This window comes from Streptomyces sp. NPDC090499 (assembly GCF_044769305.1).
In the GTDB taxonomy this organism is placed as follows: Bacteria; Actinomycetota; Actinomycetes; order Streptomycetales; family Streptomycetaceae; genus Streptomyces.
Map to the genome: position 1 here is coordinate 14,757 of NZ_JBIVXP010000024.1, position 17,789 is coordinate 32,545.

Sequence of the window (17,789 nt, forward strand, 5' to 3'; positions counted from 1 at the left end):
CTGAAAGTAGAGGAGCTGCGGTGCGTGCAAGAGACGACGATGTTGATGGCCATGGCCAGAGGAAGGCCGTGGCCATCAGGTGGGTACAGGTGGCGATACTTGGGGTCGTTTTCCTGTTGGCCGGATTCCGTGTCTGGGAGCGAGAGCCCGCCGGGCCGATTTATCTTGGTCTGATGGCTACTTCAGTAGTGGCCATCGGGACGCTGGAACGCTATCGGGCAAACGCTGTCAGGCGATCTCGATGACTCACCGTTCAGCCGGGTCAGGCCGCCGCCGACAGAGGCCGACCGCCCCAGCGGATGCCTTTCTCGCTGCGGATGCGGGCGCGTTCACATCGTTCGGCGGCCAGGACATCGCGGTGACGGGCATTGTCTTTGCGCCAGCGCAGGTAGGCGTGCAGGGTCCAGGTCTGCACAGGGTGGTTGCAGTTGGCGAGGGTTAACTGCCGCAGCGGTCCGAAGTGCGCCTCGACCGGGTTCGCCCACGAGGCGCAGGTCGGGGTGAAACACAGTTCGACGTTGTTCTTCTTCGCCCACCGGCGGATGCCGGGGCCTTTGCGGGCGGACAGGTTGTCCAGGATCACGTAGATCGGTGCACCGTCCGGGCGGGCGCCACGGATCGACTTCAGCGCGGCCAACGTGTTGGCGGCACCCTTTCTGCGGCGATTGACGCCGCGCGGAGTGTCATCGCCGACCGAGTAGCAGCCGTGGAGTAGCGCACTCCGCGGGTGCGGTGACAGGTGGCGGGCAGCCTGTCGGGACGCCCCTCTTCGGCCCAGCCGGAGCCCGCGGTGGGACGGATACCGAGCGGGCCGAACACGTCGAAGGCGAAGACTCGGTCCGGGAAGCGGTCCAGCACGTGCTCGATCCGGTCGAGTTTGGTCTCGCGTTCTGGGTCCGGGGATTCCTTCCAGGTCTTCGTGCGCTGGAAGGTGATGCCGTGGCGGGCGAGCAGGCAGCGCAATGCCTCGCGGCCGATGCGGATGATCCGGCCGTGGACTTCGCACAGGTAGGCGACCAGCTTGCGCAGTGACCAGCCAGTGAAGGGCTGGCCGAGGTTGACCGGTCGGGTGGCGGCCGTCGCCACGACGAAGTCCTCCCGTGCAGCGGGCTCCCTGCTGAAGGGGACCCGGTCGGCGCGCAGCATCTCGACGAACGGGCCGAAGTCCGCGGGTGAAAGGCGTACCGCCAGATGGGGCACACCCGGCACCGCAGGCGGGGGTGTGCGGACCTCCACGAGATGCAACTGCAGCCAGGCACCGGCGGCGGGAAAGTCCGGGCGCGGGAGTTCCTTCAGCGCGAAATGCCGGCCGTACGTGTGCCGGATGCCGGGTTCATTGACATCTGCTTCCCTCGGAGTGCCGTTGCGTCACCATGAAGGAGACGGACAGGCCGCACAAAACGCACACCGATGTTCGTGAGCGGAGGGTGGATCGACAGGGCGGCACGAGACGGCCGGGGCACACGGACCGGAACCCGAACACGTGTGAAGGCGGTACCCGGGCCGTGCGCGCACGGGGGCGACGAGGACGCCGATTTCATCCGGGAGGTTCTGGATCTCGTCGGCGACAAATGGAGCGTGCTGGTCATGGGCACGCTTTCGGAGGGCCCGAAGCGCTATTCCGATCTCGCGGACGCCGTCCCCGCCGTCTCGCAGCGCATGCTCACCCTCACGCTCAAGCAGCTGTGCCGCAACGGGCTGGTCGTCAGGGTCTCGCACCCCGAGGTGCCGCCCCGGGTGGAGTACGGCCTGACCGCGCTCGGCCGTTCCCTGCTGTCGTCGGTGCTGGCGTTGGCCGGCTGGTCGGCGGACCATCGCGAGGAGGTCCGCCGGCACCGGGTTCTGTTCGATGCCGCACGGCGAACCGACGGCCGCCCCTGACGGGTCTTCGCACACCCGTGTGCCTTTTGTGGGCGTCTCCGTTCCCCTGCACGATGTGAACTCCGAAGAACCGTCGAGGGGAAGAAGGCGCCGAATGAGTTCCGAGAAGAACAAGCGACTGGTCCTTGATTTCCTGGCGTATCACCTGGCTGACCCGCAGTGGGTGGAGGAGTACGTCCACGACGAATTCGCGATGGCCTACGAAGCCGATCCGCAGACGTTTCCGCGGGCCGCCATGCCTCCGCTGTCCAAGGAGAACCTGCTGGCTTTCGGAGAGACGGCACGCCGGATCTGGGGCACGGGAGAGGGAGCTGTACGGCAGACGCCCTACAACGGCCTCGTCGCCGAGGGAGACCGGGTCGCCGTCCAGGTCCTGGTCACCGGAACGGACTCCGACGGGAAGGAACTGCGCAACAGGACGTCCTACTTCCTGCAGATCAAGGACGGCAGGATCTACCGGATCTGGCTGCACGAGGACACGGCCTACATCATGGCGACCTGGAGCAGCGAGGTCGAGGACCTCGACTGCAACCGCGTCGAGTGAACGAGGCCTGGGAACGTGCACGCCGGCGGTTCGGGGAGGGCGGCAGGACGCGCCGTACAGGCCGCGTCCCGGTCGCGATGCGCCGTAGAGGCGGCGGTCACTTCTTGGTCAGGATGTCCTTCGTCTTGGCCTGCATGTCGGCGAAGACGCTGTCGTCCTTCTGGCCGCCGAAGTAGGCCTCGATCATGGGCTCTATCGCGTCCTGCAGCTCCGCGCCGTTGTTGAAGTCCGGAGAGGGGTAGAGCTCCTTGTTCTTGAGCATGTCGGTGAAGACCGACAGGTCGACGCCCTGCGCCTTGAGCGCCTTGGCCGAGGCGTCCATCGAGGCGGGAATGGACGGGAAGAAGGTGCCGGTCGCCGACGCCTTGGTCTGGCAGGCCTCGGAACCCATGTAGGAGACCCACTTCCAGGCCAGGTCGGGGTTCTTCGTGCCGGCCCAGATGGTGTTCCCGTTGGAGTTGCTGAAGACGGCACGGGTCTTGCCGTCGGGGCCGAGGACCGTGGGACCGATGCCGACCTTGATGTTGGGGATCTTCGCGAAGGTGGACGCCGACCACGATCCGCCCGTCTCCATGGCGACCTTGCCCGAGGAGAGCAGATCGACGTCGGAGACCGTGTTGGTGAACGTACCGATCTTGGGTGCGTAGCCCTTCGCGACCAGGGTGCGGATCCAGTCCATGGTCTTCACCAGGCGCGGGTCGTTGTAGTTCAGCTCGGTCGGCCAGTTGGCCTTGTTGCCGAGCCGCCAGCCCGTGGTGGAGACGAAGGAGCTCCAGGTGGACTGGCCCAGGAAGTCCTTGGCGGCCAGCTGGCCGAAGCCGTAGGTCTTGATGTGTGCCTTGTCGAAGCCCGGCTGGTCACCGCGCCGGCCCTTGGTGTCGAGGGTCAGATGGGCGATCATCTTGCCGATCGTGCCGCCGTCGTCGGGGTTCCAGTTCAGGTTCTGGACGTCCTTGGCGCTGTATCCGGCCTTGGTGAGCATGTCGCTGTTGTAGTAGAGGCCGGTGGCCGCCCAGTCCAGGGGCAGGCCGTACTGCTTGCCGTCGGTGTACTTCCAGGAGTCGACGCCGACGGAGAAGCGGGACAGGTCGAAGCCGTCCTTCTTGATGTAGTCGTCCAGCGGGAGCAGTTGGTGCTGGTCGGCGTACTGCGGGAAGAACTGGACGCTGTTCTGGAACGCGTCGGGAGCCTTGCCGGCGACGAAGCCGGCGGTGAGCTTGGTGAAGTAGTCCGTGACGTTGTACTGGGTGATCTTCACCGTGACGCCCGGGTTGGCCTTCTCGAAGTCCTTGGCACAGACCTGGTAGGCGGCCGCCTGCTTGTCGTCCCACGTCCACCAGTTCAGGGTTCCGGAGCCGGAGCCGCTGCCGGAGTCGGAGGAGCAGGCGGAGAGGAGGGCCGCCAGGGAGAGCGAGGCTCCCAGGGCCACAGCCTTGCGTACTCTCATGGTTCCTTCTTTCACTGGTTACTTGAGGCCGGAGAAGCCGATGGAGTTGACGATGCGTTTACCGAAGGCGACGAAGAGCAGCAGCATCGGGAGTGCCGCGATGAGGGCGGCGGCCATCAGGCCCGCCCAGTCGGGGGCGGCCTGCGGCGAGGACTGCTTGAAGACGCCGAGCGCGAGGGTGAGCGGTTGGACGTTCTGGTCGTTGGCGATCAGCAGCGGCCAGAAGTAGTCGTTCCAGGCGTTGACGAACATCAGGAGCGACACGGTCGCGATGGGGGCGGAGGACATCGGCAGGATGATCCGGAGGAAGATCCGCAGCGGGCCTGCGCCGTCGATGATGGCGGCCTCCTCGACCTCGGTGCTCAGGCCGAGCATGAACTGCCGCAGGAAGAACAGGGTGAAGGCCTGGAAGAGGCCGCCGGGCAGGATGAGTCCGGCGAAGGTGTCGGTGAGTCCCAGGTCCTTCACCAGGACGAAGTTGGGCAGCAGCGTGAACACACTGGGCACCATCAGGGCACTGATCAGGATGTTGAACACCAGGTCGCGGCCACGCCAGTGCAGCCGGGAGAACGCGTAGGCGGCGGCCGCGGAGACCAGCACGACCAGCGCCGTCTGCACCGATGCGTAGATCACCGAGTTGCGCAGATAGAGCGCGATGTCGAGGGTGGCGCCGGAGCCGCCCTGGGCCTGGGCCTCCGCGGTGGAGGCGAGACCCAGGACCCGCTCGAAGGCGCCCCAGGTGAAGCCCACCGGCAGCGGCGAGGACGGGTTGGTCGCCAGCTTGTAGTTGTTCGAGAGCGCGGTGCGCAGGATCCAGTAGAACGGGAAGAGCGTGACGAGGACGATGAGGCCGAGGTAGATCCAGGCCACGGCCCGGCCGGGTGAGAGCCTGCGGGTGCTGGTGCGGGGCGAGCGCTTGGGGAGGGCCGCCCGGCCGGGTGCGATGGTGACAGCCATGGCGGTCTCCTTCAGTTCAGGTCGGATTCGTTGGCGCGGGCGAGCCGCAGCTGGGTGAAGGTGACCGCGATGAGCAGGGCGAACAGGGCCAGCGACATGGTGGCGGCGTAACCGAAGTCGAACTGCCGGAATGCCTTGTCGAAGATGTACATCTGCAGCACGTTCGAGGCGTTGGCCGGGCCACCCCTGGTGGTGACCTGCACGATGTCGAACACCTGGAAGGAGTTGATCACCGTCAGGACGACCACCATGACGAGGATCGGCCGCAGCAGGGGCACGGTGAGCCGGCGGAACATCTGGATCTCGCTCGCGCCGTCGACGCGGCCGGCCTCGTAGATGGTCGGCGGGATGGTCTGTAGGCCGGCGAAGATCAGCAGGGCGTAGTAGCCCATCCACTTCCAGACGCTGATCGCGGCGAGCGAGGGGATCGCCCATCCCCCGCTGCCGAAGAACAGGATGGAGTGGCCGGTCACGTGCTTGAGGGCGATGTTGACGATGCCGAGGGTCGGATCGAGCATCCACTGCCACACCAGGGCGGCGATGACGTTGGAGATCAGGAACGGCAGCAGGATCACTCCGCGCAGCACCGAGGACTTGGTCACCCGGTCCAGCACCACCGCGGTCACCAGGGAGATCAAGGTGCCGAAGACCACGGACAGCAGGACGAAGTAGACGGTGACGAGCAGCGCGTGCCAGAAGACGTCGTCCCCGATCAGCTCCCGGAAATTGGCCAGTCCCACCCAGCTCGGCGGGGACAGGACGTGGAAGTCGGTGAAGCTGAGGTAGATGCCGCGCAGGGTCGGATAGGCGTAGAAGGTCGCGAAGCCGACCACGACGGGCAGGATGAGCAGCAGGGCGACCGGCAGGTCCCGGCGGCGGGCCGCCGCCGACCTGGTGGCGCGGGGCCGCCGCCCCTTCCCGGGTGTGGTCCTCTTCCGGACCGGCGAGCCGGCCGTGGTGGCCACCGCGCCCGGTTCACCGGAGCGCGATTGCACCGGCGTTGCGTGGTTGCCCTGTGATGTGACCACCACAGCACCCTCCTTCGTGCGATACGTGCGATACGTGCGATACGTGCGACACCTGCGATACGGACGAGACGGTCAATACCGGTGACTCGACGGCGATGTGCTCGGCGCCGGCGAGGTGGCGCCGGCCGTCGTCGTGGTGGTCGGTACGGCGAGGGACACCGCCGGGGCGCGGGCGGCCGCCGGGACGGGCAGGCGGCAACCGCGCGCACCGCCCGTACGGAGTCCGTGGCGCACGGATGCCCCCGGTCCTGCTGGACGAGCCATGTGACTGCTCCATCTCGGCGCGAAAGGCACGGCGAGGCCCCCGGAAGGCCCGGAAGTGCCCAAGCACGGTCAGCCGCACGGGAATTGGTCGAGTGGGCGTCAGGCGTCGCCCAAGTGGCCGTAAGGCGACGCCCGTTCGGGAGCGCAGCCCGCGATGAATCACGCGGCCGGTCGAGGAGGAGACCGGCCGCCACCTGCGTCGGTGGACGTCCCATCCACTTGTCGCGAGGTGCCGCGAATGTAGCCACGCTTTTCTTCCAGCGTCAACATATTGCGCGGCCCGAATCATCGACATTCGCGGAAAGAATGGAGCGGGATTCGCGCGATGAGCGGGGAAAACGGGGCGCAGTCCAGCGGCTCGCTTCTTCTTTCTTATTTTCCAATGGAAATGTATGGTCGCCGCATGACGCTCGCCGATCAGCCACCCGCGGCCGCTCTGCTGTTCCAGACCCTGCTCGCGCACGGCCCGCTCACCCGCGCCGAGATCGGGCGCCGCACCGGCCTGTCACCCGGCGCGATCACCAAGGTCGCCACTCCGCTGCTGACCGACGGGTGGATCACCGAGCTGGGCCGCCCTGCCGAGCGCACCGCCGGCCGGCCGGCCACGCTGATCGCGGTGCGGGCCGACCGCGCCCGCTTCGTGGGCGTGAAGGTCACCGGTGACGAACTCATCGGTGTGCTGGCCGACCTGACCGCACGCACCCTGGCCACCGCGCGCGCCGCTCTCACCTCCCGCGACGTGGGTACGGTCGTGCTGGCCGTCGCCCGGCTCGTCGACCGGCTGGGGGTGCAGGCACCGCCCCGTGCGAACGGTGCCCCGCACGGCATCGGCGTCACGATCTCCGGGGACGTCGACGGCCACACGGGCACCGTCCAGTACTCCCCGTTCCTGAACTGGCGCCGCGTTCCCCTCGCCCGGCTCGTGCAGACGGCCACGGGCATACCGGCCGTGATCGAGAACGACGTACGGGCCCTGACCGTCGCGGAACAGTGGTTCGGCGTCGGGGTCGGGCTGTCGTCCTTCGCCCTGGTCACCGTCGGCACGGGCATCGGCTGCGGGATCTCCATCGGCGGCCGGGTCGTCTCCGGGGCCCACGGCGTCTCGGGGGAAGTGGGCCACCTTCCCGTGGGCGGTACCGACCGGGTGTGCACCTGCGGCAACACCGGTTGCGTCGAGGCCGTCGCCTCCACCCAGGCCATCACCGAGCAGGCCCGCCGGGCGACGGGCGATCCGGTGCTGACGATGGGCCAGGCGGTCCGCCTGGCCCATGCCGGCAACGCCGACGTCCGCGCCGTCTTCGCGCGCGCCGGCCATGCCCTGGGCCTGGCGCTGGCTTCCGTGGCCAATCTCATCGGGCCCGAACGCATCATCATCTCGGGCGAGGGCGTGGCCACCTACGACCTGTACGAGGAGCAGATCCGCACCACCTTCGCGGCCCGTGCCTTCGGTGCCGCGGCCGACTGCGACCTCGTCGTCAGACCCCTGCCGTTCGAGGAATGGGCCCGCGGGGGCGCCGCCGTCGCCGCGCAGCGCATCTTCGCCCCGGCCAAGTGACCCGCGAGCACCGCGAGACCCCGTGACCACCTCCCCGGCCTCCGTACCAGCGCGGTCTTCGTACCAGCACGGCCTCCGTCCTACCGCGGCCTCCGTACCGCGCGACCGCGGCCGCCGCGAGCCGTCCTCCGTCCGTCACTCCGCCCGTCACGCCGCCCTCCACTCCTCCCTTCACTCCTCCCTTCACTCCTCCCTTCACTCCTCCCTTCACTCCGTCCCGAAAGCGCACCCCATGCTCAAAGCCGTCTCCGCCCAGGACTTCCACGATGTCCGCCGCCCGCCCGGAACGCTCTGGTACGACCGTCCCGCCACCCGCTGGCTCGAAGCGCTGCCCCTCGGCAACGGCCGCCTGGGCGGCATGGTCCACGGAGGCACCGACCGCGAACGGATCCAGCTCTCCGAGTCCACCGCGTGGTCGGGCGGTCCGTCGGCGAAGGACCTGAGTCCGACCGCCCGGGCGCAGCTGCCCCGCATCCGCGAGCTCCTCTTCGCCGGGGAACACGCCGAGGCGCAGCGGCTCGCGGCTGAGCATCTTCCGGGCAGGCCGGAGTCGTTCGGGACGAACCTGCCGCTGCCCGAGGTCCATCTCGCGTTCCCAGACGGGCCTTCGGCCCGGGGCTACCGGCGGGCCCTGGACCTGGACACGGGCCTCGCCACGGTCGCCTACGAGCAGGACGGCGTCCGCGTCACCCGCGAGGCGTTCGCCACGAACCCGCACGGCCTGATCGTGGTCCGCCTCAGTACGGACCGTCCCGGCTCGCTCTCCTTCACCCTGTCCGTCCACGACGGCGTGCTTCCCGGGACCACGACCACCAGGGGCTCGTCCGTCGTCTTCAGCGGCCACGCCTACGAGAGCCTGCACAGCGACGGGCACCACGGAGTCGCCCTGGAGATCCACGCCCGCCTCGACGCCGACGGCGGCACCGTGCACCGGGCGGGCGACGCGCTCCGCCTGGAGGGCGCCGACAGCGCGGTCGTCCACATCGCCGTCGGCACCGACTGGGCGGGCGCGGACCCGCGTGCGCGGGCCGAATCGCTGCTGGCCGCCGCGCTGGAGGCCGGATACGAAGCCGTCCGGGCGGCGCACATCGCGGACCACCGGGCGCTGATGCGGCGGGTCTCCCTGGATCTGGGATCGGCACCGCCCGACGTCGCGGCCCTGCCCACCGGGGCCCGCCGTGACCGGCTCGCCTCCGGGAAGGCCGACGACGCCCTGGTGGCGCTGTACTTCCAGTACGGCCGCTACCTGACCGTGGCCGGCTCCCGCCGCGACTCCCCGCTGCCCCTGGCGTTGCAGGGGCTGTGGAACGACGGCCTCGCCAGCAGCGCGTCCTGGACCAACGACTTCCACCTCGACATGAACACCCAGCAGAACTACTGGGCCGCCGAGCCGACCAACCTCGCCGAGTGCCAGGAACCGCTGTTCGGTCTCCTGGAGTTGCTGGCGGACCATGGCCGGGCGACCGCCGAGCAGATGTACGGCGCGCCGGGCTGGGTCGCGCACACGGTGACCAACGCGTGGGGGTACACGGCGCCGGGTTCCGGCATCGGCTGGGGCATGAACGTGACCGGCGGGGCCTGGCTCGCCCTCCAGTTGTGGGAGCACTTCGAGTACGGCCGTGACGAGACGTTCCTCCGGGAGCGCGCGTACCCGGTCCTGCGCGGGGCCGCCGAGTTCCTGCTGGGCTACGCGGTCGAGGAGCCGGAGCACCGGCTGCTCGTCACCGGGCCGTCGGAGTCGCCGGAGAACTGGTACCTCGCGCCCGACGGCACCCGGTGTTCGGTGTCCATGGGCGCCACCGCGGACCGGGTGTTCATGGAGGCCGTGCTGCGCATCTGTGCGGAGAGTGCCGAGTTGCTGGGTGTCGACGACGGCCTGCGGACCAGGATCGCCGCCGCGCGCCGCCGGCTGCCGCCGTTCCGGATCGGGCGGCACGGGCAGCTGCAGGAGTGGCTGCACGACCACGAGGAGGCCGAGCCGAGCCACCGGCACACGTCCCACCTCAGCGCCCTCTTCCCGGAGCGCCAGATCACCCCGCGCGGCACGCCGGAGCTGGCCCGCGCCGCCGAGGTCACCATCGAGCGCAGGCAGCTGGCGCCGGGCTGGGAGCAGACCGAGTGGGTGGAGGCCAACTTCACGGTCTACTTCGCCCGCCTCCTCGACGGCGACTCGGCCCTCAAGCACCTCACCAGCCTCATCACGGACGCCAGCGAGGCGAACCTGATGACGTTCTCCGCGGGCGGGGTGGCGGGCGCGGCGCAGAACATCTACTCCTTCGACGGCAACGCCGGCGGTACCGCGGGAGTCGCCGAGATGCTCCTGCAGTCCGACGGCCGCGAGGTCGAACTGCTGCCCGCGCTGCCGTCCGGCTGGCCCGGGGGAAGCGTGTGCGGACTGCGCGCCCGGGGCGGCCTCACCGTGGACGTCCGGTGGCGGGAGGGCCGGCTGGAGGCCGCCCGCATCCGGGCGTCCCGGGCCGCGGACGTCCGGGTACGGTACGGCGCCGATCTCCTCGGCATACGGCTCGTCGAGGGAGAGACGCTCGCCCTCGGCCTCGGCTGAGGGCGGGCGCCGGTGACGTCGTCACTGGGCGATCTGGCCGCCGTCGACGAGGAGGGTCTGCCCGGTCATCGCGGTGCCGTCGAGCGCGACGAACGCGACGGCCGTCGCGATCTCCTCGGCCTCCAGCAGCCGGCCCATCGGGATCTGCCCGATCCACTGCGTCATCCGCAGCGGATCGTCCATCCCGACGGTGTCGAGGATGGGGGTGCGGGTCCGGCCCGGCGCGACCGCGTTGACCCGCACCCCGTACGGCGCCCACTCGACCGCCAGGGACCGCGCCAGCTGGGCCACGCCTGCCTTCGCGACGTCGTAGGCGACGTGGTACTCGGGATTGGAGCCGATGAAGGCGGCGATGGAGGAGATGTTCACGATCGACCCGGAGCGGCGGCTCACGAAGTGCCGGCCGAACTCGCGGCAGGCCACGAAGGTGCCGGTCAGGTCGACGGCGAGGATGCCGTTCCAGACGTCGTCCGACACGTCGAGGGCCGCGTCCTCGTGGGCGATGCCGGCGTTGTTGACGAGGACGTCCACGCGGCCGAAGCGCCGTACGACCTCGTCCGCCGTCCCGGCGACGGCCCGTGGGTCGGAGACGTCCAGGGGCAGGAAGTCGCCGCCCACCTCCTTGGCGACGGCGGTGCCGGTCTCCGTGTTGCGGTCGGTCACGACGACGCGCACGCCGCGGGCGGCGAGCGCCACGGCGGTGGCGCGGCCGATTCCCTGGCCCGCGCCGGTGACGACGGCAACTCGCTCGTCGGTGTGCCCGAAGGGCGACTCGGTCATCTCGTTCCTTCCGTCGGTGGATGCGCGGGGCGGCTTCACAGGGCCTTGGCCGACCCCGCTCCGGGTATCTGCCAGCGGACGCGCGCGGCCGGATCGATCGCGGTCGAGGCGCCCGGCTCCTGCGGGCGTTCCATGAGGCCTTCGCGTACGACGCTGCGCTCGACGAAGGCCTCCTGCGTCCAGGGGATGAACTCCACGAGCGCCGGCACCTCGGACAGGACCGTCCCCACGAGGTGCTGGTGGACCTGCATCATGTCGCCGGCGTGCGGCGCGAACCGCAGTCCCCGCGCCGCCGCGTGGGAGGCGATCTGCAGGAACTCGGTCACCCCGCCGACGCGGGTGACGTCGGCCTGGACGACCCGGATGGCGTCGGCGGCCATGAAGGAGGCGAACTGGTGGTAGGAGTAGATGCTTTCGCCGGCCGCCACGTCCAGTCGCGTCGAGGCCTGGAGGCGGGCGTGGGACCGGAGGTCGTCGGCGTGGAAGGGTTCCTCGACCCAGTCCATCGCCGCCTCCTCCAGGGCGGGCATGATCTGGTTCGCCGTCGACAGGTCCCAGCGCTGGTTGGCGTCGCACATCAGGGTCACGTCGTCGCCGAGGGCCCGGCGGACCGCGCGCACCCGGCGGGCGTCCTCCCGCCAGTCGGGGCGGCCCACCTTGATCTTCACCCGGGACCAGCCGTGGTCGACGAGCGCGGTGAGGTCCCGGACGAGTTCGCTGTCGGAGAGGTTGAGCCAGCCTCCGTCCGTGTTGTAGGCCTCGACGCTCTCCTGCGTGCCGCCGAGCAGGCGCCACAGGGGCATGCCGGCCCGCTGCGCGGCGAGGTCCCACAGGGCGATGTCGACCATGGCGAGTGCCATGTGGACGACGCCCGCCCGGCCCATCCAGTGCGTGGGCAGCCAGTACAGGCGCTTCCAGGTGCCCAGGATGTCTTCCGACGAGGTGTCCAGAAGGGCATCGGCATAATACGAAAGGATCACGTCGGAGAGGAGTTCGGGAGCGCAGTGCACGCCGGAGACACCCGTGCCGATACGGCCGTCGGCGGTGCGGATCTCGACCACGGGTACCGTCCAGTGCGCCATGGCGGCGGTGGAGTCGGCGATGGGTCGCTTCAGGGGCACGGCGAGGGCGTAGGTCTCCACAGAAGTGATCACCGCACCGTCGTCGCCGCGCAGGAGGTCCGCTCCGTGCGCGGACAGCAGGCCGCGGGCGGTGCCGAAGGAAGTCTGATCGGTCATTGTCCCAGTCGGCCATGGCCGCGGGAACTCGTCAACGGCGAATTGCGAATACACATGATCTGCCGCGCAGATGCCCTGCCGCCGGAAGTAATTCCGCACCGGCGGTGGTACGGCCGCGCGGTGAGGAGGTTCGGTCAATGAGTCTCGAACTGGCCTGGTTGCGCACGTGGGTCGAGGTCGTGGATACGGGTGGCTTTACCAGAGCGGCGGAAAAGCTGCATTTGTCGCAGCCGCGAGTGTCGGCGCACATCGCGAATCTGGAACGTGAACTCGGCTGTCTGCTCGTCGAGCGCCGTATCCGGCCGCTCACCCTCACCGACGACGGGCGGGCTCTGCTGGCCCGGGCGCGGGCGGTGCTCGCGGCGGCGGACGAACTGGTCACCGCCCGCCAGACCGACCGGGGAGACATCACGGGAACCGTCACCGTCGCGAGTTTCGCCAGCGGGAGTTCGGAGTTCCTCCCGGGGGTCATCACGGCGTTGCAGGAGGAGCATCCGGGGATCCGGGTGGCGGTCCTGGACGGAGACGTGGACTTCATCGAGGCGGCGCTGTCCGAGCGCCGGGTCTCGGTGGCGCTGCGCACGGTCCGGCCCGAACCGCACGACCACGCGTTCACCATGCGTCCGCTGTGGCGGGAGCCGTTCGTCATGCTCGCCCCGACCGGGCATCCCCTGCTGGAGAAGAGCGAGGTCGATCTCGTGGACTTCACGGACCAGCGGGTCATCACGATCGGCGACCCGCTCGCGAACACGGTGGTCGGTTACGAGGCCGAGGTCGAGTTGAGCATCAAGGACCTGGTGTCGCCGACCGGAATCGTCTCGCATCAGCCGACCACGCTCGGTGCCATGGTGCGGGCCGGGCACGGAATCGGCATCATCAACTACCTGGGTGGGGTGATGATCCTGCGCGAGGGAATGGAAATGCGGCCCATTCGCCATCTCAACCGGTATCGGGACGTGGGAATCTGGTGGCATTCGCAGCGGCCGCTCGGTGCGGCCGCACGGGCTTTCATCCACGCGGCGACAAAGGCGCCGCGGCCCGACGGCACGACCGCCATTCCACCACTGTGACAGGACGGGGAGTCATTTGCGGTCCGAATGCCCGTCATTCGTGGATCGCGGTTGACGATCACGGGGTGGCCGGGGTGAGGTTGCATCGAAAGCCGCAAGGATCGGAGTCGCGATGACCGGTGTCCGTACGTACTCGAATCTCGATGTGGCGGTACGCAGCGATACGTCGGACGTGGGTGAGGGGCCGGTGTTCGACCCGCGGACCGGGCATCTCCTCTGGGTCGACATCTACGGCTGCAGGGTGTACGAGGACGATCTGTCCACCGGGCGGCAGACCGTCACGGAGGTCGGCACGATGGTCGGCGCGGTCGCGCCCCGCGCCGAGCAGGAGGGCTTCGCCGCCGCCGTGGCGGACGGGTTCGGTTTCGTCACCGGCAGCGGGCTGACGCTGGTGGACCCGGTGCTGCCCGAGCCGAACCTGCGCATGAACGACGGCAAGGTGGACTCCCACGGCCGGTTCTGGGCCGGCAGCAACGACATGGAGTTCGCTCCGGGCCGGGGCCGGCTGCACCGGTGGGACGGCGACGGGCCGAGCGTCGTCGTCGCGGACGGACTCGTCCTGCCCAACGGCCTGGGCTGGAACGCCGAGGACACCGTCCTGTACCTCGCCGACAGCTACGCCAACCTCCTCTACCGGGCCGACTTCCGCGCCGGGCCGGGACTGCTCGGGCGCCTGGAGGTGCTGGCCGAGACGGACGGGGCCGGTGTCCCCGACGGCCTCGCCGTCGACGTGGAGGGGTGCTTCTGGGTGGCCATGCACGGGGGCCGCGAGGTGCGGCGGTACGACCCGGCCGGGCGGGTGGTCGGGGTCGTCCCGGTGCCTGTCCTCCAGCCGACCAGTTGCGCCTTCGGCCCGGACGGCCGCCTGTACATCACTTCCGCCCGCAACGGCCTGTCCGCCGAGGAGTTGGCGAGGTCCCCGCTGTCCGGTTCCGTCTTCGTTCTCGACACCGGCACGCAGGGGGTCTCCGTCCGGCCGTTCGGCGCCTGACGGAACCGTCCCGGAGGACCGGGCAGCCGCCGTCCGGACGCGTCACATGCACCTTGGGTCACACCCGTCCGGTGCGGGGCGCTACGGCACCGGCACCGGCAGCCGGGGCCCGCTGCGGGAAGGCCGCGAAGCCCTGCCGCCGGGCGGCTCAGGGCGTCCAGCGTTCCGTGCAGGCCAGGCAGATCCTCGTGTTCTCCCACTTGCTCCGTGCCCGCTCCACCTCCTGATTGAGGCGGTGAGCCACGAGTCCCCACACCGCGCCCGCCCCGAGGAAGAGGACGCCGGCCAGGATCTCACCGCTCACCAGCAGCAGCACGCCCAGGACGACCAGGCCGAGGGCGGGCAGCAGGTTCCTGGCCGAAGGCGCAGGCCGGGCGAAGCGCTCCCGGTTCGGCGCACCCACGGGCAGGCCGTCCACGTACAGCGACAGCAGTTGCACGTTCGACGAACCGCAGTTGGAGCTCGGGCAGTTCACGGTCAACCTCCATGCGGGTGAGGGAGTTGACCCGAGATTGCTCAGGGTGGGGATCCGCGGCAAGACGGACGGCGGCCGGTGTGGCGCAGGGCACAGCACGGAGGCAACAGGGGGCGCGGCAGTCCCACAGATCCGCTGCACCGCCCCCGCCCAGCCGCCGGAACCCGCTGACCGCCAAGGGCCGGGCGAGCGCCCGCCCGGCGATCCGTGAGGGGGTTCTCGCGAAGGACCCGCACGGGAGAGGCATCGAAGGGCCCTGCGCACGGGGTCCGGTCGCGGTCGGGGAGGGTCCGTCTGCCTCACGGCCGTCGGGTCCCGGACCCTCCCGAAAACCCCGCGCCTGCGCCATCCGGGCGGTGTACCGTGGCCCGCGGCCCGAGGGAAAGCGGTTGCTGCAGGTCGGGGACAGGGACAGGGGAGGATCACCGCCGATGGCGTCGACGTCGGAACGGCCGCTCGATCACCGCTACCGGGGCGAACACCCCGTCCGGACACTCGCCTATCTGCTGCGCGTGGACCGCCGCAAGCTGGCGGCGGCGGTCGTCGTGTTCACCGTCAAGCACAGCCCCATCTGGCTCCTGCCCCTGATCACCGCGTCCGTCGTGGACACGGTCGTCCAGCACGGGCCGGTCTCCCGGCTGTGGACGTCCGTCGCGGTCATCATGGCGATCCTGCTGGTCAACTACCCGCTGCACGTGCTGTACGTACGGCTCCTCTACGGCAGCGTCCGCCGGATGGGCACCACGCTGCGCTCCGCGCTGTGCACGCGGATGCAGCAGCTGTCCATCGGCTACCACTCCCGGGTCAGCGCGGGCGTGCTCCAGGCCAAGGTCGTACGGGACGTCGAGACCGTCGAGCAGATGGTCCAGCAGACCGCCGAGCAGGGGCTGGGCGCGCTGACCGTGCTGACCGGCGGGCTGGTCATCATCGGGGTCCGCACGCCGGAGTTCCTGCCGGTCTTCCTGGTCGTGGTGCCGGCGGCGACCCTGCTCGTGGCGCGGTTGCGGGCGCGGCTGCGGACCCACAACGAACACTTCCGCCACGAGGTGGAGACGCTGTCCTCGCGGGTGACGGAGATGACGCGGCTCATCCCGGTCACCCGGGCGCACGGTTTGGAGGGCAAGGCGCTGCGCCGGATGGACGGCACCCTGAGCCGGCTGCTCACCTCGGGGATGCGCCTGGACCTGGTCAACGGCCGCTTCGGCTCGCTGGCCTGGGTGGTCCTGAACGTGATCGGCGTCGCCGTCCTGGCCGCCGCCGCGCTGGTGTCGTACTACGGAGCGTGGGGTGTCACGCCCGGCGACGTCGTCATGCTCAGCGCCTTCCTCACCACGCTCACCAACTCCACGACGACGCTGACGAGTCTGGCGCCGGTCATCACCAAGGGCCTGGAGTCGGTGCGTTCGGTGGGCGAGGTGCTCCAGGCGCCCGAACTGGAGGACAACGAGGGCCGGGAGGAGGTCGCCGCCGTGCGCGGGGCGGTCACGTTCGAGCGGGTCGGCTTCGCCTACGAGGACGCCGGGCGTCCGGCCGTCGCGGAGTTCAGCCTCGATGTCGTACCGGGCGAGACGGTCGCCCTGGTGGGCGCCTCAGGTGCCGGCAAGTCCACCGTGCTCAACCTCGTCATCGGGTTCATCCGGCCCACCTCCGGCCGGCTGCTCCTGGACGGCGCCGACATGAGCGGCCTCGACCTGCGCACCTACCGGCGGTTCGTCTCGGTCGTGCCGCAGGAGTCGATCCTCTTCGACGGCACGGTCCGGGAGAACGTCGCCTACGGCATGGAGGACGAGGCCGACGAGGGGGCGGTGCGCGCCGCGCTGCGGGACGCCAACGCCCTGGAGTTCGTGGACCGGTTGCCGCACGGCCTGGACACCATGGTCGGCGAGCGCGGCGCCCGGCTCTCCGGCGGCCAGCGGCAACGCCTCGCGATCGCGCGGGCGTTGATCCGGGACCCACGGGTCCTGGTACTGGACGAGGCCACCTCGGCGCTGGACACCCGCTCCGAGGCGCTGGTCCAGGAGGCACTGGCCCGACTGCTGCGCGGCCGGACGACGTTCGTGGTGGCCCACCGGCTGTCCACCGTCCGCGGCGCCGACCGCATCGTGGTGATGGACGACGGCCGTATCCGCGAGATCGGCACCCACGAGGAACTGCTGCACCGGGGCGGCGCCTACACCGCGCTGCACGGCAGCCAGGTGGCCTGACGCGCGTCGGCGCCGGGCCGCAGCACGGAGCGGGTCGGCAACTCCCGGCGGGCGGCCGCCGGTTCCTCCCCCGCCGTGGCCGGCGCCGCGCGGCGGACGTCGGCGTGGCTCAGGTGGCGTCCGTGGACAGGCGTGGATCGGCGGCGACGATCGCGCGGACCGTTTCGGTGACCAGCCTGCGGTCCAGGGGTGCGTCGGCGAAGGCCCGGTGCATCGGCCAGCCCTCGATCAGCGCGTCGAGGGCGCGGGACACTCCGGGCGCGAAGTGCAGGGCGAGGCTGTCCCTGCTGCGTTCGAGCCAGGTGCGGGTCGTGGCGGAGACCGCCTCGTTGTGGTTGGCGTAGGCGTACATCTCGAAGATGAGGGTCATGTCGCGTTCCGTGGCGTAGGCCGGGCCGCAGATCAGCTCGACTACGGCCGCCTCGGCCTCGGCCGTGGAGGAGGCGGACTGCAGCGTCCGCCGGTACAGACCGGACATCGTGTCCGACAGCCGGGCGAAGGCCTGGGCGAGCAGGTCCGCCATGCCGTCGAAGTAGTAGGTGAGCGAGCCCAGCGGGACGTCGGCGCGCGCCGCGATCTTCCGGTGGGTGGTGCTGTGCACGCCGCTCTCGGAGATCACGTCCAGGGCTGCATCGAGGATCCGCTCCTTGCGTCCGGGATCGTTCGGGATCTCGCGTCGTGTACCGCTCACGCCCTCAATGTGTCATGGGTCGCCCCCTCCGGAGTGTGTACAGACGTACAGATAGTGTGTACGGTCGTACAGACTCGTGTACGGATCCAGCTGGAGCCACC

The 17,789-nt window shown here is 69.9% G+C and carries 14 protein-coding genes and 1 pseudogene; 7 read left to right on the top strand and 8 right to left on the bottom strand.

Features of this window, described 5'->3' with window-relative positions; genetic code table 11:
- Positions 1-262: 262 nt before the first annotated feature.
- Positions 263-1,098, bottom strand: a pseudogene (locus ACIQVL_RS45500) (transposase); the annotation flags it as partial.
- A 489-nt stretch (positions 1,099-1,587) separates the two neighbouring features.
- On the opposite strand from ACIQVL_RS45500, the gene ACIQVL_RS45505 reads away from it, so the two are divergent.
- Both ACIQVL_RS45505 and ACIQVL_RS45510 read left to right on the top strand, forming a co-directional pair.
- A complete protein-coding gene (locus ACIQVL_RS45505; RefSeq protein ID WP_403444946.1) occupies positions 1,588-1,881 on the top strand; it encodes a winged helix-turn-helix transcriptional regulator in 294 nt (97 codons plus the stop codon).
- A gap of 94 nt (positions 1,882-1,975) precedes the next feature.
- Positions 1,976-2,425, top strand: coding sequence for a nuclear transport factor 2 family protein (locus ACIQVL_RS45510; protein WP_403444949.1), 450 nt, complete (start codon positions 1,976-1,978; stop codon positions 2,423-2,425).
- 97 nt (positions 2,426-2,522) lie between these two features.
- Here ACIQVL_RS45510 and ACIQVL_RS45515 read toward each other — a convergent pair whose 3' ends face one another.
- The 3 genes from ACIQVL_RS45515 to ACIQVL_RS45525 are packed head-to-tail and all read right to left on the bottom strand — an operon-like array spanning position 2,523 to position 5,860.
- Complete coding sequence (locus tag ACIQVL_RS45515) at positions 2,523-3,872, bottom strand: ABC transporter substrate-binding protein (RefSeq protein ID WP_403478470.1); 1,350 nt, start codon at positions 3,870-3,872, stop codon at positions 2,523-2,525.
- 18 nt (positions 3,873-3,890) lie between these two features.
- Positions 3,891-4,829, bottom strand: coding sequence for a carbohydrate ABC transporter permease (locus ACIQVL_RS45520; protein ID WP_403478471.1), 939 nt, complete (start codon positions 4,827-4,829; stop codon positions 3,891-3,893).
- An 11-nt stretch (positions 4,830-4,840) separates the two neighbouring features.
- The gene (locus tag ACIQVL_RS45525) at positions 4,841-5,860 is read right to left on the bottom strand and encodes a carbohydrate ABC transporter permease (RefSeq protein WP_403478472.1); all 1,020 of its coding nucleotides are present in this window, start codon (positions 5,858-5,860) and stop codon (positions 4,841-4,843) included.
- 664 nt (positions 5,861-6,524) lie between these two features.
- Here ACIQVL_RS45525 and ACIQVL_RS45530 point away from each other — a divergent pair.
- On the top strand, positions 6,525-7,676 hold the full coding sequence (locus ACIQVL_RS45530) for an ROK family protein (RefSeq protein WP_403444959.1): 1,152 nt from the start codon (positions 6,525-6,527) through the stop codon (positions 7,674-7,676).
- Between the two features lie 232 nt (positions 7,677-7,908).
- The gene (locus tag ACIQVL_RS45535) at positions 7,909-10,239 is read left to right on the top strand and encodes a glycosyl hydrolase family 95 catalytic domain-containing protein (protein ID WP_403478473.1); all 2,331 of its coding nucleotides are present in this window, start codon (positions 7,909-7,911) and stop codon (positions 10,237-10,239) included.
- Between the two features lie 21 nt (positions 10,240-10,260).
- Here ACIQVL_RS45535 and ACIQVL_RS45540 read toward each other — a convergent pair whose 3' ends face one another.
- Together ACIQVL_RS45540 and ACIQVL_RS45545 are read right to left on the bottom strand one after the other, a co-directional pair.
- Positions 10,261-11,019: an SDR family NAD(P)-dependent oxidoreductase gene (locus tag ACIQVL_RS45540; protein WP_403444965.1), complete on the bottom strand. Its 759-nt coding sequence runs from the start codon at positions 11,017-11,019 to the stop codon at positions 10,261-10,263.
- A gap of 35 nt (positions 11,020-11,054) precedes the next feature.
- On the bottom strand, positions 11,055-12,257 hold the full coding sequence (locus ACIQVL_RS45545; protein ID WP_403478474.1) for a mandelate racemase/muconate lactonizing enzyme family protein: 1,203 nt from the start codon (positions 12,255-12,257) through the stop codon (positions 11,055-11,057).
- Positions 12,258-12,394: 137 nt separating this feature from the next.
- Between ACIQVL_RS45545 and ACIQVL_RS45550 the strand changes: the two genes are divergently transcribed.
- Both ACIQVL_RS45550 and ACIQVL_RS45555 read left to right on the top strand, forming a co-directional pair.
- A complete protein-coding gene (locus tag ACIQVL_RS45550; RefSeq protein WP_403478475.1) occupies positions 12,395-13,327 on the top strand; it encodes a LysR family transcriptional regulator in 933 nt (310 codons plus the stop codon).
- Positions 13,328-13,439: 112 nt separating this feature from the next.
- Positions 13,440-14,318 (top strand): SMP-30/gluconolactonase/LRE family protein, encoded by an 879-nt coding sequence (locus ACIQVL_RS45555; RefSeq protein ID WP_403478476.1) that lies wholly within the window; start codon positions 13,440-13,442, stop codon positions 14,316-14,318.
- A gap of 148 nt (positions 14,319-14,466) precedes the next feature.
- Here ACIQVL_RS45555 and ACIQVL_RS45560 read toward each other — a convergent pair whose 3' ends face one another.
- Positions 14,467-14,793, bottom strand: coding sequence for a hypothetical protein (locus ACIQVL_RS45560; RefSeq protein ID WP_403444977.1), 327 nt, complete (start codon positions 14,791-14,793; stop codon positions 14,467-14,469).
- Positions 14,794-15,224: 431 nt separating this feature from the next.
- Between ACIQVL_RS45560 and ACIQVL_RS45565 the strand changes: the two genes are divergently transcribed.
- Positions 15,225-16,997: an ABC transporter ATP-binding protein gene (locus tag ACIQVL_RS45565; RefSeq protein ID WP_403478477.1), complete on the top strand. Its 1,773-nt coding sequence runs from the start codon at positions 15,225-15,227 to the stop codon at positions 16,995-16,997.
- 109 nt (positions 16,998-17,106) lie between these two features.
- On the opposite strand, the gene ACIQVL_RS45570 is transcribed toward ACIQVL_RS45565, so the two are convergent.
- Positions 17,107-17,688 (bottom strand): TetR family transcriptional regulator, encoded by a 582-nt coding sequence (locus tag ACIQVL_RS45570; RefSeq protein ID WP_391371676.1) that lies wholly within the window; start codon positions 17,686-17,688, stop codon positions 17,107-17,109.
- Positions 17,689-17,789: the final 101 nt, after the last annotated feature.

Coding starts and splice junctions, on each gene's coding strand:
- ACIQVL_RS45505 (WP_403444946.1), top strand. CDS start 1,588: ATGGGCACGCTTTCGGAGGGCCCGAAGCGCTATTCCGATCTCGCGGAC.
- ACIQVL_RS45510 (WP_403444949.1), top strand. CDS start 1,976: ATGAGTTCCGAGAAGAACAAGCGACTGGTCCTTGATTTCCTGGCGTAT.
- ACIQVL_RS45515 (WP_403478470.1), bottom strand. CDS start 3,872: ATGAGAGTACGCAAGGCTGTGGCCCTGGGAGCCTCGCTCTCCCTGGCG.
- ACIQVL_RS45520 (WP_403478471.1), bottom strand. CDS start 4,829: ATGGCTGTCACCATCGCACCCGGCCGGGCGGCCCTCCCCAAGCGCTCG.
- ACIQVL_RS45530 (WP_403444959.1), top strand. CDS start 6,525: ATGACGCTCGCCGATCAGCCACCCGCGGCCGCTCTGCTGTTCCAGACC.
- ACIQVL_RS45535 (WP_403478473.1), top strand. CDS start 7,909: ATGCTCAAAGCCGTCTCCGCCCAGGACTTCCACGATGTCCGCCGCCCG.
- ACIQVL_RS45540 (WP_403444965.1), bottom strand. CDS start 11,019: ATGACCGAGTCGCCCTTCGGGCACACCGACGAGCGAGTTGCCGTCGTC.
- ACIQVL_RS45545 (WP_403478474.1), bottom strand. CDS start 12,257: ATGACCGATCAGACTTCCTTCGGCACCGCCCGCGGCCTGCTGTCCGCG.
- ACIQVL_RS45550 (WP_403478475.1), top strand. CDS start 12,395: ATGAGTCTCGAACTGGCCTGGTTGCGCACGTGGGTCGAGGTCGTGGAT.
- ACIQVL_RS45555 (WP_403478476.1), top strand. CDS start 13,440: ATGACCGGTGTCCGTACGTACTCGAATCTCGATGTGGCGGTACGCAGC.
- ACIQVL_RS45565 (WP_403478477.1), top strand. CDS start 15,225: ATGGCGTCGACGTCGGAACGGCCGCTCGATCACCGCTACCGGGGCGAA.